This window comes from Nostoc sp. FACHB-152, from assembly GCF_014697475.1.
Lineage (GTDB): Bacteria > Cyanobacteriota > Cyanobacteriia > Cyanobacteriales > Nostocaceae > Nostoc_B.
Window position 1 is genome coordinate 476,815 of sequence record NZ_JACJRV010000001.1, and the last position, 14,161, is coordinate 490,975.

Below are 14,161 nucleotides of genomic sequence, written 5' to 3' on the forward strand. Positions count from 1 at the left end.
CAAACTCAAGGAGTAACACTATGCAAAGAGTGATTAATTGGTTCAAGAATATTCGTCCTTTCAAGGTTTTAAGCGTTTTCTTGGCAGGTATGTTTCTCATCCTGACACAAGCTTGTAGCGGTGCTAATGCAACTCAACCATCCCAGCAACCTGGTGCTGAATCAGGTTATACTAAGCGTTACGACCCCACCAAAGAGTACAACCTTAATGCTCCTGAAGGCGGGATGAACAACTTTAGTGATAATGATCCTAGAGCTAAAAACTTTGAAAAAGCGGCACAAAATAGAGCCGACGATTTGAGCAGAAATTCCGATAGAAATATCAACGAAAAAGGCGTTGACTCCGCAGATCAATATGCTCGTAATTATCGCCAAGGTACTTCCTTCCCTGAAAGAGTGAAAAACTTAGGTGAAGATATTGGTAGTTCTGCTCAAGGAACCGCAGAAGGTGTAGCTAAGGGAACCAAACGCGGTATTGAAAACCTGAAAGACAATACCTCTGATGCTGCTCAAAACTTGGGTAAAAATGCTCAAAACAAAAGAGAAGATGATACCAACGCTATGAAACAGACATTAAACAAAGACTAATGAAGTATGAAGTGTGAAGTATGAAATTAACTCTTTGATAAAGGGATAGTGCATGATTCAGTAAAAACTGAATTTTGTCAGCTGCTAGAAGAGAAAATATTGTACTAATTTTCACTTCATTCTTTATTTAGTCAAGTTAAATAATCCAGAGCCAGAATCATGGCTCTGGATTATTTTTTTTACCTGGTCTTTTTTAGGTAATTTAGACACGTGTAACCTGTCACCTGTCACCTATTCCATATTAAGAATACCAACTCTGAAGGGCAAGCCGTTGAATTTCACGCCAAGGCAGATTGTGTTTTCGTGCTAACTCCGCACAATCTTCGTATTCTGGTTGCACGTTGGTAATGGATTTTGCTGTTGCTTCTCCTTGCCATGCTACCTTGACACGCACTGTGCCATATTGAGTTTCTATTTGTTGAATTTCTCGTTGCAGAATGGCGCGTTGCTGAGTAGTGCGGCGAATTCCCAATGTAGTGGTTTCTCGGAATAAAACTGCTTCACAACTGGCTAAATTGTCTGGATGACAAATTACAGTCAATAAAGTACCCGGACGGGACTTTTTCATACCTATTGCTTGGGTGAAGACATCCACAGCCCCAGCCGCAAATAACGCTTCAAATACATAACCAACCGCCTGGGGATTTAAATCATCAATTTGAGTTTCGAGTACCGATATTGTTTCTAAAGTTGGGCTATCTTCCTGAGAGTTGGTGATATCCGCCTGTAAACTGCTGCTTTCACCCAGCCAGAGGCGTAGTATATTGGAAATAGGAAGATTGATGGTTCCTGCGCCCAATCCCACTTGTTTGAGGGTCATTGATGGCGGATTACCAAATTCTCTCGCTAAAGTAGTGGCGATCGCAGCTCCTGTTGGTGTTACCAGTTCCTTTTCAATGCCGTTACTATAAACTGGGCAACCCCTCATTTCCCATAACTTCAAAACTGCTGGTACTGGTACAGCCATTTGACCATGCGCCGCCCGCACTGTGCCGCCACCTGTTGGCAATGCCGAGCAGTATAGTAAGGGAAAACCTGCCTTGTCACTATCAATTCCCAGCCAATCTAACCCCAGACAAGTACCGACAATATCCACGATCGCATCCACAGCACCCACTTCGTGGAAGTGTACCTTTTCCGGTGCAATCCCATGCACTGCACCTTCCGCTACTGCTAATCGCCGGAATACTGCTAAACTCCAAGCCTCTGCCCGTGATGGCAAACCAGCCTGAAGGATCATTCGCTCAATTTCTGGTAGATGACGACCATGATGATGATCATGTTTATGGTCATGGTGGTGATGTTCTACTAAATCTACATCCACCTTAGTTGCCTGTTGCCCATTCTTTTGCACAAGTGCTGCCCGCAAATGGTACTCCTGGGCAATTCCCAAGCCATTTAATTTGGTAACTAAATAATCTACAGGAACACCCAGACTAACTAAGGCTCCTAGGCACATATCACCAGAAATTCCCGTCGGGCATTGAAGATAAGCTATTTTACTCATAGGGGTTTGTCAATGGTCAATCGTCATTGGTCATTTGTTATTTTCCCCCTTGCCCCCTGCCCCCTGCTCCATTTCCTAAACTTCCGTGTTCTATGGCAAAAATTCTTACAGTGCATCCGGATAATCCCCAAAGCCGCCGAATAGAGGAAATAAAATCTGCACTATCTAATGGTGCGGTTATGCTTTACCCAACTGATACTGTTTATGCGATCGGTTGTGATTTAAATTCTAAGTCGGCGGTGGAACGCGTGAGGCAAATTAAGCAGTTAGCAAACGATAAACCATTAACATTTTTATGTCCTTCATTGTCAAATGTAGCGACTTATGCGTTTGTTAGTGATACAGCTTATCGGTTGATGAAGCGGCTAATTCCTGGCCCTTATACATTTTTGCTACCGGCTACTAAGTTAGTGCCGCGACTAGTGCAGAATCCTAAACGCAAAACTACAGGTATCCGCGTACCAGACCATACAGTTTGCCTAGCATTACTAGAAGCTTTAGGAAATCCAATTATTTCTACGTCGGCACATTTGCCACCCAATGAAAGTGGTAACGGCAAGTTTAGTACGGGTGTTGAACCCATACTATCGCGGGTAGAGTTATTTGATTATCTCGATAACTTAGTGGATGTAATTGTAGATACGGGTCAGGAACCAACCTATGAGGTATCGACAATTGTGGACTTAACGGGAGACGAACCAATCATTACGAGACAAGGTTTAGGTTGGGAAGCAGTAGCAGCATGGGTATAAAAGTTAGATTTCATCAGCTGAAACACCTGTTTCAGAATCTAGTCAGAATAATGCTCCAGTTTTGGGATTGTCATACTGATCAAGCCGGGAACTGTTTAGCAGCAGATAGGAGTAAAAGTATATACACCAAGCGTTTTAACGATTTGCAGACGTAATGATTATTTATAGCCGTCCCGCAATTTGGTTACGGAGAAAGAAAGCGACACACTACTTTCCCTGTAACTTTTTGAAATTTCCTACAGTCATAGATATCAACAGTGCTGGCGATGAATCTTGGATGGATGAATAATAAGTTTCCAGACAAGACCTTTAGCAGGTGTTATCTTTGCGTTGTAGTTACGGTGCTATACTCTACCCTATAAAAATCCATGAAAGCCAACCTTGTAAATCTACCAATCTCCAAACCTAATTTTATTGTTAACAATGTTGCTAATGAAGAAGTTTCCACTACAGATACTTTAGTGCAACTGTTGTGTCAAGAAATACAACCGCAAGTCAAGGCTGGCCCTGGGTGTGTACAAGCTGTGGCGCAACGCATAGCTAAAGAAGCCAAACGGATTTGTGAGAAGAGTTCTCGTATCCAAACATCTGGAGAAGTCCCATCTTGGCAGTTAACTTTGGCAAAACATCGTTTGCACAAGTGTCTGCATTATTACCAACTAGGTTCTCGGCGGGGACGGGTAGAGTTACACAGCAGCTTGGGTGCAATGGTTTATCGTCATGTTACCCCATCTGGCGCGGAGTATGGCTTTCAAGCTCGCTACAATTTGATTGAAGATTTTTTGCAAGCTTTTTATATTGAAGCTATCAAAGCTTTCCGTCGGGAAAATGAATTAGCTGAAGATTATCAACCACGCACCCAACTGCAATTAGCTGAATACATGGCATTTACAGAACAGTATGCCAAACGTCGTATCAGTTTAGCTGGTGGGAATAATCAACAATTAATTATCCTACGCGCTCAAGGCTTTGCGCGTCGTCAACCCCAAGAAACTCCTGTAGATATTGAAATGGCTGTTGATTCTGCGAAAAGTGAAGAAGCAGAATCTTACCAACGCAATCCGGCGGTTCAGCAAATCCGCTCAAAAATGATTGCCCAAAGTAATGTTGATATATCAGAAGAGTCAGAACGCGATCGCGTCATCTCTGAATTAGTAAAATATCTAGAATCTCAAGGTCAAACTGACTGCGTTGACTACCTCAGCCTGAAACTGCAAGACCTTTCTGCACCCGAAATCGACCACATTCTTGGTTTAACAGCCCGTCAGCGCGATTACTTACAACAACGCTTCAAATATCATGTTGAAAAGTTTGCCAAGCAACATCAATGGCAATTAGTCCATCAATGGTTAGGCGCAGGTTTAGACCAAAAATTAGGCTTGTCTTCCCAGCAGTGGGAAACTTTTATCAATGTACTGTCTCCTCAAGAACAACAACTTTTGCAGTTGAAAGCTGCAAAATATAGTGATCAGGAGATTACTAAAGCTCTTAAATGCACTCCTAAACAATTACAAAAACGCTGGACTCAACTACTAGAAATTGCTTGGTCAATTCGTAATGGTAGTGATGAGGTGCAAACTGGTTGAGTTTAACCGCAGAGGCTGGCTGGGGTAAACACAAAGTTCCGCAGAGTAGTTGTTAAGGATGCTTTCAATCTAGAGCGATCGCTTTACCAGTTACTCTAGGTTATCAGAAGCTGCGATCGCACTCTATCAAATCAGCCACCAATAAAATTAAACAATGGTTACAGTAGTTGTCGTTATTAATATTTTTATTTCCCTATTGTTATTGTTCATAGCTTGGCAAGTATGGAATATAAAGCAGCGAATAGCATGGGTAGCAGATAGACTAACTGCCTATGAAAAATGTTGCGATACTTGGTTATCTCAAGCACCTGTAAACCTTGGTATTAGTCAGCAAAATCTCCACAATCTTCGTCAGAGTAATCAATCCCTACAATTAAGAATCCAACTAGTGCGGCAAATTGTCAGCCTACTATTGCTAGGACAACGTTATTTTCCTAAGGGTAATCCTGTGGTGTTCAGGAAGACCGTAACTAAAACCGCAAAGAACAGTGGCAACATTTATGGATAAGCAATTGTCACAATAAATTAACGGAAGAACCATTATTCTAGTTATGCAATGGCAGAAAACCCACCTAAAATGGGTGTAAGGAGAGAAACAATAAAGATGTCTAATAACCGTTCTGGAGTCTTTTTTGGCGGTTTGATGCTGGGAGCTACTATCGGTGCTTTAACCGGGTTGCTGATTGCTCCTCGCACAGGGCGCGAAACGCGTAAACTTCTCAAGAAATCTGCTGATGCCATCCCAGAATTAGCAGAAGATTTATCAACAAGTGTGCAAATTCAGGCAGATCGGCTGTCTAATAATGCACTCAAAAACTGGGATGAAACTTTAGATAGGCTCAAAGAAGCGATCGCAGCTGGTATAGATGCAACTCAGCGCGAAAGTCAAGTCTTGAAGCGGGAAGCAGATCAAGAAGACTCAGATTCACTTCCTCAGCCTTTGGAACGTTCATAAATAGCATAACCGTGATTGATCCCCTGTTTTGGTTGGGACTATCCCTACTTTTAGTCGCCGCTAGTTTGACGGCTGTTTTAGTGGCGGCTATACCCGCTTTGCAAGAACTAGCACGCGCCGCCCGCAGTGCAGAAAAATTTTTTGACACCCTTTCCAGAGAATTACCCCCAACATTAAATTCCATCCGCACCACAGGTAGTGAAATCACTGACTTAACCAATGATGTTAGTGAAGGTGTGAAAAGTGCTGGTCAAGTCGTTAAACAAGTTGACCAAAGCATTGATGGTGCAAAAAAGCAAGCTCAAAATATTCAAGTAGGAACTCGCAGCATCTTTATTGGCATGAAAACCGCTTGGAAAACTTTTACACGCCAAAAATCTGCCAAGCGAACAGTTGAACGTTTACCGAGTGCCGAAAAACCACAGCTAACATTGCGAGAACGAGAAGCCTTAAGACCAGACAACCGCCGTACTAAGGCAGAAGCTTACCGCTCCAAAGAAGATTATCATGAAGCTTCTAACTGGGATAACAGTTTTGAGGATGAAGATTACCTTACTTGAGGCAGATGTACTAAATGCAGATATCAATACCTCGGTAGCAAATCGATTACAAGAGAATGGGAACGACTACGGGTTATGAGTCGTTCCCTGATGGTGTGTTGTTATTAGCAGCTTAGTAAAGTGTTTGATAGTTTGCATACATTCTCAAGGAAGATTTACGATTGACCCTCCCCTGGCCCTACGGTGTACACACAAGTCGAAAAACCCATTAGTTGCATGATAAATATCTTGTGGTCTGGGCTGGTAGCCCGTCCGTTGCGAGTAGGATGCCCACACCACAAGAGGTAATTTTATGCACTATTTTAGATGTGTCAGTCCAGTACCAAACTAATAGTTTTAAATTATACTGAATTTAGGTTATATTATCTAAGTTTAAAAGCGATCGCACCAGATACCTTACCCAAGATAGGCTATTTACCTCTCTGTAGAATGTAGTTAAAACAATAGCGAAAGTTTACCATTTGACCACTGAATAAAAATCTTGATTTATACATAAGGGTGACAACAAATGGTTAATAATACACAATTCGTCTACTATCAGCATCCCCAAGAACCCCTGGAACTGACAGACAAAGACAAATTAGTAAGTTTTATTCAGAATCGGCGTGCAGTCAAACGTGTAATGAAACAGCAGACTTTTGCTGAACGTTTGTTAAAAACAATCATGATTTCCTCTATCTTAAGTGCAAACTTTTTTGGCATAGGTGCATTAGGATGCTGGGGATTAGAAATTATTGAGGCTAAGACTAAACCGATAATAATTAGCCAAGAGCAGCAATGGCAAGAACGCAAGCATATTTGCTTGGGTTGGATGCTATTTGGATTGGCTAGCTTTTTTGGTAGTGCTTCGTTGGGTAAAAAACCTGAAGTAGTAAAAGTTAAAGTTATTAGTACAGAAGATTTGAGCAAGGATAGGTGAGAGGTTACAGGTGATAGGTAATAGGTAGAAGAGTTACAAACCTTGTGTGCCTAAGTTTTATCATTTGTTGATGTCATAAACTATGTTTTGATGGTTGGAAAAAACACAAGGTGAGAGATAATTTTTAAAAGATACAGGGGTAAATACCGTTGGTGCAACAACCAGAAAGCCAAGAAAGTTCCTCTTTGCAGGCTATCCAGCGTGTACTAGAAAGCTTGCGTAATTACCAATGGATTTCATTAGGAGCCTTGTCTAGCCTCTTATTATTAACAATTGCTAATGCGCTGACACCCCAAATATTTCGCTGGGGAATTGATCAAGGTATTAGCAAACAAAACTTACAAATAGTACTTTACAGCGCCGGATGGATGGTAGTTGCCGCGATCGCTCGCGGTTTATTTAACTTTGGTCAAAGCTATTTAGCTGAAGCCGCTTCTCAAGGTGTTGCTTATGACTTACGAAACAAGATTTTTAGCAAAATTCAAAATCTCAGTTTTAGCTATCATGACCAGTCGCAAACCTCCCAACTGCTAACCCGTGTGACTAGCGACATTGAGCAAATCCGTACTTTTATTGGCACTAGCTTGATTCAGGTTATCGGTGGGATCGTCACCTTGGCAACTGTTGCCATAGTATTGCTAGTGATGAACTGGCGACTAGCTTTAATTACCCTGACGGTAGTACCAATAACAGCATGGTTGATGACGCAATTTATTACTCGCAATAGCCGATTATTCCGACAGGTACAAGAACAACTAAGCAACCTCAATGCTGTATTGCAAGAGAATTTAATCGGGATCAGAGTAGTCAAAGCCTTCGTGCGGGAGTCTGCCGAAAAATCACGTTACACAACCCTCAATGATGGCTTAGTCGATGCCAACATGAAGACTATTCGCGCCATCCGTAACACCTTTCCTTTTATCTTTCTGCTGAGTAACTTGGTGACTCTGGCAGTTTTTGGCTATGGGGGGGGGCTAGTGATTAATGGCAGGTTCTCTATTGGGGAACTGGTAGCCTTTAACTCTTATTTAGCCTTGATTTTACAACCAATCTTATTAATTGGATTTGCTGCACCAGCGATCGCCAGTGCGGCTACCTCGGTGACACGCGTTTATGAAGTTGTAGATGCGGCGGTAGAAATAGGCGATCGCCCCAATGCCATTGATTTTGTTACCTGTGGCGGTAGAATTACCTTTGAGAATGTTTCTTTTCGCTATCCCGGAGCTACAACTGAAGCCCTCAAGAATGTTTCTTTTGAAACCAAGCCGAAAGAATTAATTGCCGTTTTGGGAATGACGGGTTCTGGCAAAAGTACAATTATGAACTTGATCCCCCGCTTTTATGATGTCACCCAAGGCGCAATCAGGATTGATGGGCGGGATGTGCGGGATTTTACACTTAAAAGTCTGCGATCGCATATCGGCATCGTGTTTCAGGAAACTACCTTGTTTTCTGGCACTATCCGTGAGAATATTGCCTATGCGAAACCGAATGCCAGCTTAGAACAAGTAATTGCAGTGGCAAAAACTGCCCAAATTCATGATTTTATTAGCAGCTTGCCCGATGGCTACGAAACGATGGTAGGTGAACGCGGCATTGGTTTATCGGGAGGACAAAAGCAACGGATAGCGATCGCCCGTACCTTATTAACTGATTACAGCATTTTGATTTTAGATGATAGTACCTCTGCGGTAGATGCGAAAACGGCGGCTCAGATTCAAGCGGAATTAGATGATTTAATGCGTCGAAAAGCTTGTGTAACCTTTGTTGTGGCTCAACGCATTAGTACCGTGAAGAATGCCGATCGCATTTTCTTAATTGATAAAGGAAATTTAGTCGCCCAAGGCACTCATGAAGAGTTAATGCAAACCAGTCCACTCTATGGTGCGATTTTGGAATCTCAAGTCAAGCAGAAGGAGAACAAATGAGAGGTACAGGCGCGATTGTCGCATCCGACCAGCAAGCAACTCAGCAACTCTCCACCTTAAGACGCTTTCTACAATACTTTCGACCTTACAGCAAAGAAATCCCCATAGCCTTGACATTAGTACTGATTGGTGCATCTACCCAGGTGATCGGGCCGTTTTTACTGGGCTGGTCAATTGACCACCTAATTGCAAAGGGCAATTTGTCGGGTTTGCTGTGGTTATTAATGCTCTTAGGGCTAATCTACACACTTGGCATTTGGGCAATTCGTGGGCAAATTATTCGAGTCGGCTGGATTATGCAGCGATTGCTGGCTCAACTGCGACAAGATATTTTCAATAAAATTCAGAGTCTACCACTCAGCTTTTTTGACCGCAGTGAAGCAGGCGATTTAATGAGCCGTCTGTTAAATGATGTTAATACTGTAAATCAGGCATTTGGACAGACAATCGCTCAAATGCTAGGTAACATTTTCAGTTTAGTTGGCATTGTGATTGCTATGCTCTGCATTAACCTGCAACTTGGCTTATTGAGTAACCTAGTTGTACCGTTAATGATTTTGACGACAAGCTTGTTTGCTCGTTGGGCAAGAGCCAGATTCCGGGTGACGCGACAAACAATCGGCGAACTTTCCACCAAGCTAGAAGAAGATATTGGCAGTGTGCGTGAAGCCCAAGCATTTAATCGTGTAAATCTCAACATCGAAGAATTCGACACTCTTAACGCCGCCAATCGTGATGCTAATGTCCAAGCGGTAGCAATTACATCGGCATTTTTACCCTCAATTGATTTTCTTAACACCCTCGCAACCGCAGGTGTTTTAGCTTATGGAGGCTATCTTGCCGTCACTGGCGCAGCAACAGTAGGTGTAATTACATCTTTCTTGCTTTATGTGCAGCAATTTTTCCGCCCGATACAAATTCTCAGTCAGTTCTACACCCAAGCTCAATCTGCCTTTGCTGGGTTAGAGCGAATTTTCCTGCTATTGGATGAACCATCGCAACTAAACGACGCACCTGATGCGGTAGAAATGCCACCTATCCAGGGCGAAGTGAGATTTGATAACGTCAAGTTTGGCTATAACCCTGAGCAATTGGTTCTCAAGGGAGTGAATTTACACGCCGCTCCTGGACAGATGATTGCCTTAGTAGGGCCGACAGGCTCCGGCAAAACTACAATCATTAACTTGATATTGCGTTTTTATGATGTGACTAGCGGTGCAGTGAAAATTGATGATATTGATGTCCGGAGTGTGACGCAAGCAAGTTTGCGTCGTCAGATTGGCATCGTGTTGCAAGACAATATTTTGTTTAGCGGGACTGTGGCAGAAAATATTGCTTTTGGTTGTCCCCAAGCTACCCAAGCCGAGATTGAAGCCGCAGCCCAAATGGCGAATGTGCATGAGTTTATTACCTCACTGCCCCAGGGTTACACAACTCAATTAGGTGAACGGGGTGCGCCTCTTAGCCAAGGACAGCGACAACTGATTAGTATTGCTCGTGCGATATTGATTAATCCACGCATTTTGATTTTGGATGAAGCGACTAGTAGTATAGATACTCGCACAGAAGCACTAGTACAAACTGCGATCGCTCGTTTGTTGCAAGGTCGTACCAGCTTTGTGATTGCCCACCGCCTCAGTACCGTTACCCAAGCTTCCCAAGTGTTAGTAATTCAACAAGGGCAAATTATAGAACAGGGTACTCATCGAGAACTGATTGATCGGCAAGGTGTGTATGCTAACCTTTATGCCCTGCAATTAGGTGCAGCAGAAACCGCCGCCGCAGTGCGTTAACAAGTATTCCTACTCCCCACCCACTACTCCCTACTCCCATCCCAAGTAGTAACTCAAGATTAATTTGGTAAATTGGCAAACACCTGCGCTACTAAATCTTTAGTCTTAATTTCTAGACGCTGCCAATCAACTTCACCTAATTCATCAATTAAACTAGTATCAATCTCAACAGCATCATTTTCCGGGGTGTAATTTGCAAAACATACTTGATAACACAGTTCCCACAAGTCAATACTGACTTTTTGCTCTTGACGTTGCAATTGCAAATGATATCCTGGATGGGGCATTGGCAAACGGGCAAGAGTATCACGAATTTCGTCTGCTTGTTCTGGTGTGGCACTTTCCATGTCTTGCAACAGTCTTGTTACTAAAGCCTTGGTTTCGTCAGTGGTACTGGGTGGCCAAATCAGTACATCTTGGTAGGTTCCCGTCCAAGCAGATGCGTCGAGTTGTTTACGAATGTTATCGATAACTCTGATGAAAGCTGGTTGCATGAGGAGTTCTGCCTGTTGCCATGCAACTGGATTTGTTATTTTAGGTGGCATCGGTCGTCAACAGCGATACTGAAACAAAAGTTAATAAACAGGGTTTATAAAAAAGGTACGTTACGTATTTATTTCAAATCTTTTTTCAAGATAGCGGATTTCATGGAAAAAAATTTGGAGATATTTATTACCAGCTGGAAAATTAGGTAATAACTCTGGGGAGGGAATATGATAGGTAAGCTACTGGATAATCGTTACCAAGTAATTCAAGTGCTGGCTAAGGGAGGTTTTGGTCAAACCTACATAGCCCAAGATACTAGACGGCCAGGAAATCCTATCTGTGTGGTTAAGCATCTTAAACCTACAAGTTCTGACCCCAAAGTTTTTGACACCGCCAAACGTCTGTTCCACAACGAAGCCGAAACATTGGAACGTTTGGGACATCATGACCAGATTCCCCGACTGCTGGCTTATTTTGACGAAAATCAAGAATTCTTTTTGGTACAGGAATATATTGAAGGACATCCCCTGACTGATGAACTAATTCCTGGTCAGTCTTGGAATGAAAGCCAGGTTCTGCAAATGTTGCAGGAAGTTTTGGGGATTTTAGAGTTTGTGCATCAACAAGGGGTAATTCACCGCGATATCAAGCCAGATAATATTATCCGTCGTGCAGTAGATCATAGATTAGTTTTAGTGGACTTTGGGGCGGTCAAACAGTTAAGTTCCTCAATGGTGACAGTAGGCGGACAACCGACAGCTACCGTAGTTATTGGGACTCCTGGCTATATGCCGACAGAACAGAGTCAAGGTAGACCACGCCCCAATAGTGATATTTATGCTTTAGGTATTATTGCCATTCAAGCGTTGACGGGAGTACCAGCTTCAGAATTACAAGAAGACCCAGACACGGGCGAAATTCGTTGGCAGCATTTAGTCTCGGTTAGCTATCGCTTGGCTGGCGTTTTAACGAAGATGGTGCATTATCACTTCAAAGACCGCTATCAAACTGCCGCCGAAGCGTTGCAAGCTTGTATGAGTGTGAGTAATGCAGTGTTGACTCCGGCTGCAATACCAGAAACAGTAAAAAATCACAGTTACGCATCGGCTAAATCTGCCTCGTCTTTCCAGCCAACTCTGGCGGTTGCGCCGGCAAATCCTGGTAATAGCAAACCTATCCGCAGAACTTCTAGTAAACCCGATCCTTTGCCATTGTTAATTGGTTTCCTTTTAGCTGGTAGTGCTGCGGCTTTAGTGGCTAATTTATATCCTAATGTCAGGAATCTCGCGGCTAATTTTACAGGTCAAAGTCAAAGCGTAGGTAATAAATGTTTGGCTGTGGTGACAGGGAATTCTAATATTCGTTCTGAACCTAGTTCAATTAATTCTGATAATGTTCTCAAAACTATAGGCGAAGATACGCAATTTGAGGTAACTGGCCTGCGGACAAAACGGAATTGGATACAAGTTAAACTCAATTCTGGCCGTTTAGCTTGGGCATATGCAGATGTCATCGCTAACAATGACCAATGGAAGGCTTGTCTGCGGGATAAAGGTATTGCAATTAAGACAGTTGATGATGATAGGCTGATTGCCTCGCGGCCGCTTCCCAAACCAAAACCAAAAGCTACCAATGTTATTACACCTGCGCCAGAACCATCAGATACAGCAAAATCTGAACCAGCACAACCGAATGAGAACAGTGCCAAGGTGGTAGAACAAGCTAGGAAAAAGTATGAGTCAGGAGATTTAGTTGGTGCGATCGCATTATTACGCTCTCTTCCTGCCAATGCTTCTGCTAGTATTCAAGAAACAGGTAAGATGATTAACCAATGGCAGCAAGATTGGGCTAAGGCTGATGCACTATTTAATGACATCAACAAAGCAATAGATGATGGTAAGTGGGACAAGGTTTTAGATTATAAAAATCATCCGGAAAAGTTGCCTAATACCCAATACTGGCGCAATAAATTTGAGCCTTTGTTTAAACAAGCTGCGGAAAATATCGGCAAACAGGCTTTTCCCCCAACAGACAAACAAGATCATCAAAAAACTCCCAAAACAGAAAAACCATCACCTACCGCTAGTCCTATAAAAGGGGATAGGGAACAGGAGACAGGGGACAGATGAAACGGTTAAAAGTTTTTGTTGATGTCCTAAACTATGCTTTGAGTGCTGTAGTTTATGAGGTTGGATAGTTGGCAAAATATATTAAGCAGGGGCGCATATCATTCGCCCCTATCAGCATATGTATAGCAATAGCCAAGGTAGTTAGGCTTGGGTAGATGATAAGGCCGTAGACATCAAAAGACTTTTACCTCTACCACCTGTCACCTGTCACCTATATCCTGCTGTACTGTTTACCAATCTTCTTCCGCGCTAATATCTTCTTCGTCTTCTGAAGTTTGGGGTCGCTGATCCTGGAGTCTGTTCAACAGCGATAATACCTTAGTACCTCTCTCTATAGAACGGTCTTCGATAAAAATTACCTCTGGTGTACGACGCAACCGTACCCTAGCACCAAGTTCGCTCCGAACATAACCTGTTGCAGACTTTAAGCCTGCCATTGTTTCTGCCTTAGCTTCTTCTGTACCATAAATACTGACGTAAATTTTGGCGTGCTGCAAATCGCCAGAAACGTCTACATCAGTTACACTAACCATACCTGAACCCACACGGTCATCTTTAATTCCGTTGAGTAACATTTGGCTAACTTCCCGTCTAATTAATTCAGCAACACGGGAAACGCGGCGACTTGTAGCCATAAAACTTATTCCTCCTCACAGAGGCTATAAAACAATAATAGTTGAAATGTGGAAAGGACTATGTTTGATGCTAACAACATCAAAAGCAACAGCCCCAATCTCTAACCCTAGCTTAAACGGTACTTAAGCCCAGCATGGCGCGTAGGGTAAGCGTAATGAAGGCCAGACCGCCCAGTAATAAGCCGACAATGGCCACTAAGGTGACTGGACGTTTTAACAGGGGCATTAATGGCTCAAATGTGTTCACCAAAAGCCCAACGAGGATGGTAATCAGGTAGCGGGGGTAGCGAAAAACGTTATCCCAAAATCCGTCGAACATGGAAA

Annotated in this window: 15 protein-coding genes; 11 read left to right on the forward strand and 4 right to left on the reverse strand. The window is 42.9% G+C overall.

What is annotated here, in order from left to right; genetic code table 11:
• The first annotated feature begins 20 nt into the window (after positions 1-20).
• The gene (locus tag H6G76_RS01880) at positions 21-587 is read left to right on the forward strand and encodes a hypothetical protein (protein ID WP_190694677.1); all 567 of its coding nucleotides are present in this window, start codon (positions 21-23) and stop codon (positions 585-587) included.
• A gap of 241 nt (positions 588-828) precedes the next feature.
• On the opposite strand, the gene larC is transcribed toward H6G76_RS01880, so the two are convergent.
• The gene (gene larC, locus H6G76_RS01885) at positions 829-2,094 is read right to left on the reverse strand and encodes a nickel pincer cofactor biosynthesis protein LarC (protein WP_190694679.1); all 1,266 of its coding nucleotides are present in this window, start codon (positions 2,092-2,094) and stop codon (positions 829-831) included.
• 92 nt (positions 2,095-2,186) lie between these two features.
• Here larC and H6G76_RS01890 point away from each other — a divergent pair, with 92 nt between their 5' ends.
• The 9 genes from H6G76_RS01890 to H6G76_RS01925 all read left to right on the forward strand — a co-directional run bounded on the left by H6G76_RS01890 (position 2,187) and on the right by H6G76_RS01925 (position 10,587).
• Positions 2,187-2,846, forward strand: a complete 660-nt coding sequence (locus H6G76_RS01890; RefSeq protein WP_190694681.1) for an L-threonylcarbamoyladenylate synthase — start codon at positions 2,187-2,189, stop codon at positions 2,844-2,846.
• A gap of 154 nt (positions 2,847-3,000) precedes the next feature.
• A complete protein-coding gene (locus tag H6G76_RS37610) occupies positions 3,001-3,135 on the forward strand; it encodes a hypothetical protein (RefSeq protein ID WP_277883069.1) in 135 nt (44 codons plus the stop codon).
• Between the two features lie 79 nt (positions 3,136-3,214).
• Positions 3,215-4,432, forward strand: a complete 1,218-nt coding sequence (locus tag H6G76_RS01895) for a HetZ-related protein (RefSeq protein WP_190694683.1) — start codon at positions 3,215-3,217, stop codon at positions 4,430-4,432.
• Positions 4,433-4,586: 154 nt separating this feature from the next.
• Entirely contained in the window at positions 4,587-4,940 is a 354-nt protein-coding gene (locus H6G76_RS01900) for a hypothetical protein (RefSeq protein WP_190694686.1), read from the forward strand.
• Positions 4,941-5,036: 96 nt separating this feature from the next.
• Positions 5,037-5,387: a YtxH domain-containing protein gene (locus tag H6G76_RS01905; RefSeq protein WP_190694688.1), complete on the forward strand. Its 351-nt coding sequence runs from the start codon at positions 5,037-5,039 to the stop codon at positions 5,385-5,387.
• Positions 5,388-5,398: 11 nt separating this feature from the next.
• Complete coding sequence (locus tag H6G76_RS01910; protein WP_190694690.1) at positions 5,399-5,947, forward strand: DUF948 domain-containing protein; 549 nt, start codon at positions 5,399-5,401, stop codon at positions 5,945-5,947.
• A 508-nt stretch (positions 5,948-6,455) separates the two neighbouring features.
• Positions 6,456-6,866 (forward strand): hypothetical protein, encoded by a 411-nt coding sequence (locus H6G76_RS01915; protein ID WP_190694691.1) that lies wholly within the window; start codon positions 6,456-6,458, stop codon positions 6,864-6,866.
• Between the two features lie 149 nt (positions 6,867-7,015).
• On the forward strand, positions 7,016-8,794 hold the full coding sequence (locus H6G76_RS01920) for an ABC transporter ATP-binding protein (protein ID WP_190694693.1): 1,779 nt from the start codon (positions 7,016-7,018) through the stop codon (positions 8,792-8,794).
• Positions 8,791-10,587, forward strand: a complete 1,797-nt coding sequence (locus H6G76_RS01925) for an ABC transporter ATP-binding protein (protein ID WP_190694695.1) — start codon at positions 8,791-8,793, stop codon at positions 10,585-10,587. Before H6G76_RS01920 ends, H6G76_RS01925 begins: the two co-directional genes overlap by 4 nt.
• A gap of 59 nt (positions 10,588-10,646) precedes the next feature.
• Here H6G76_RS01925 and H6G76_RS01930 read toward each other — a convergent pair whose 3' ends face one another.
• On the reverse strand, positions 10,647-11,132 hold the full coding sequence (locus tag H6G76_RS01930; protein ID WP_190694697.1) for a hypothetical protein: 486 nt from the start codon (positions 11,130-11,132) through the stop codon (positions 10,647-10,649).
• A 168-nt stretch (positions 11,133-11,300) separates the two neighbouring features.
• On the opposite strand from H6G76_RS01930, the gene H6G76_RS01935 reads away from it, so the two are divergent.
• A complete protein-coding gene (locus tag H6G76_RS01935) occupies positions 11,301-13,202 on the forward strand; it encodes a serine/threonine protein kinase (protein ID WP_190694699.1) in 1,902 nt (633 codons plus the stop codon).
• Positions 13,203-13,432: 230 nt separating this feature from the next.
• Here H6G76_RS01935 and rbfA read toward each other — a convergent pair whose 3' ends face one another.
• Together rbfA and H6G76_RS01945 are read right to left on the reverse strand one after the other, a co-directional pair.
• The gene (gene rbfA, locus H6G76_RS01940; RefSeq protein ID WP_190694701.1) at positions 13,433-13,837 is read right to left on the reverse strand and encodes a 30S ribosome-binding factor RbfA; all 405 of its coding nucleotides are present in this window, start codon (positions 13,835-13,837) and stop codon (positions 13,433-13,435) included.
• Between the two features lie 112 nt (positions 13,838-13,949).
• On the reverse strand, positions 13,950-14,156 hold the full coding sequence (locus tag H6G76_RS01945; RefSeq protein ID WP_190694703.1) for a DUF751 family protein: 207 nt from the start codon (positions 14,154-14,156) through the stop codon (positions 13,950-13,952).
• Between the last annotated feature and the right edge of the window lie 5 nt (positions 14,157-14,161).

What these genes read in the sequence shown, in the direction of transcription:
- H6G76_RS01930 (WP_190694697.1), bottom strand. Translation starts at nt 11,132, where the DNA reads ATGCCACCTAAAATAACAAATCCAGTTGCATGGCAACAGGCAGAACTC.
- H6G76_RS01900 (WP_190694686.1), top strand. Translation starts at nt 4,587, where the DNA reads ATGGTTACAGTAGTTGTCGTTATTAATATTTTTATTTCCCTATTGTTA.
- rbfA (WP_190694701.1), bottom strand. Translation starts at nt 13,837, where the DNA reads ATGGCTACAAGTCGCCGCGTTTCCCGTGTTGCTGAATTAATTAGACGG.
- larC (WP_190694679.1), bottom strand. Translation starts at nt 2,094, where the DNA reads ATGAGTAAAATAGCTTATCTTCAATGCCCGACGGGAATTTCTGGTGAT.
- H6G76_RS01915 (WP_190694691.1), top strand. Translation starts at nt 6,456, where the DNA reads ATGGTTAATAATACACAATTCGTCTACTATCAGCATCCCCAAGAACCC.
- H6G76_RS01895 (WP_190694683.1), top strand. Translation starts at nt 3,215, where the DNA reads ATGAAAGCCAACCTTGTAAATCTACCAATCTCCAAACCTAATTTTATT.
- H6G76_RS01945 (WP_190694703.1), bottom strand. Translation starts at nt 14,156, where the DNA reads ATGTTCGACGGATTTTGGGATAACGTTTTTCGCTACCCCCGCTACCTG.
- H6G76_RS01935 (WP_190694699.1), top strand. Translation starts at nt 11,301, where the DNA reads ATGATAGGTAAGCTACTGGATAATCGTTACCAAGTAATTCAAGTGCTG.
- H6G76_RS01905 (WP_190694688.1), top strand. Translation starts at nt 5,037, where the DNA reads ATGTCTAATAACCGTTCTGGAGTCTTTTTTGGCGGTTTGATGCTGGGA.
- H6G76_RS01880 (WP_190694677.1), top strand. Translation starts at nt 21, where the DNA reads ATGCAAAGAGTGATTAATTGGTTCAAGAATATTCGTCCTTTCAAGGTT.
- H6G76_RS01925 (WP_190694695.1), top strand. Translation starts at nt 8,791, where the DNA reads ATGAGAGGTACAGGCGCGATTGTCGCATCCGACCAGCAAGCAACTCAG.
- H6G76_RS37610 (WP_277883069.1), top strand. Translation starts at nt 3,001, where the DNA reads ATGATTATTTATAGCCGTCCCGCAATTTGGTTACGGAGAAAGAAAGCG.
- H6G76_RS01890 (WP_190694681.1), top strand. Translation starts at nt 2,187, where the DNA reads ATGGCAAAAATTCTTACAGTGCATCCGGATAATCCCCAAAGCCGCCGA.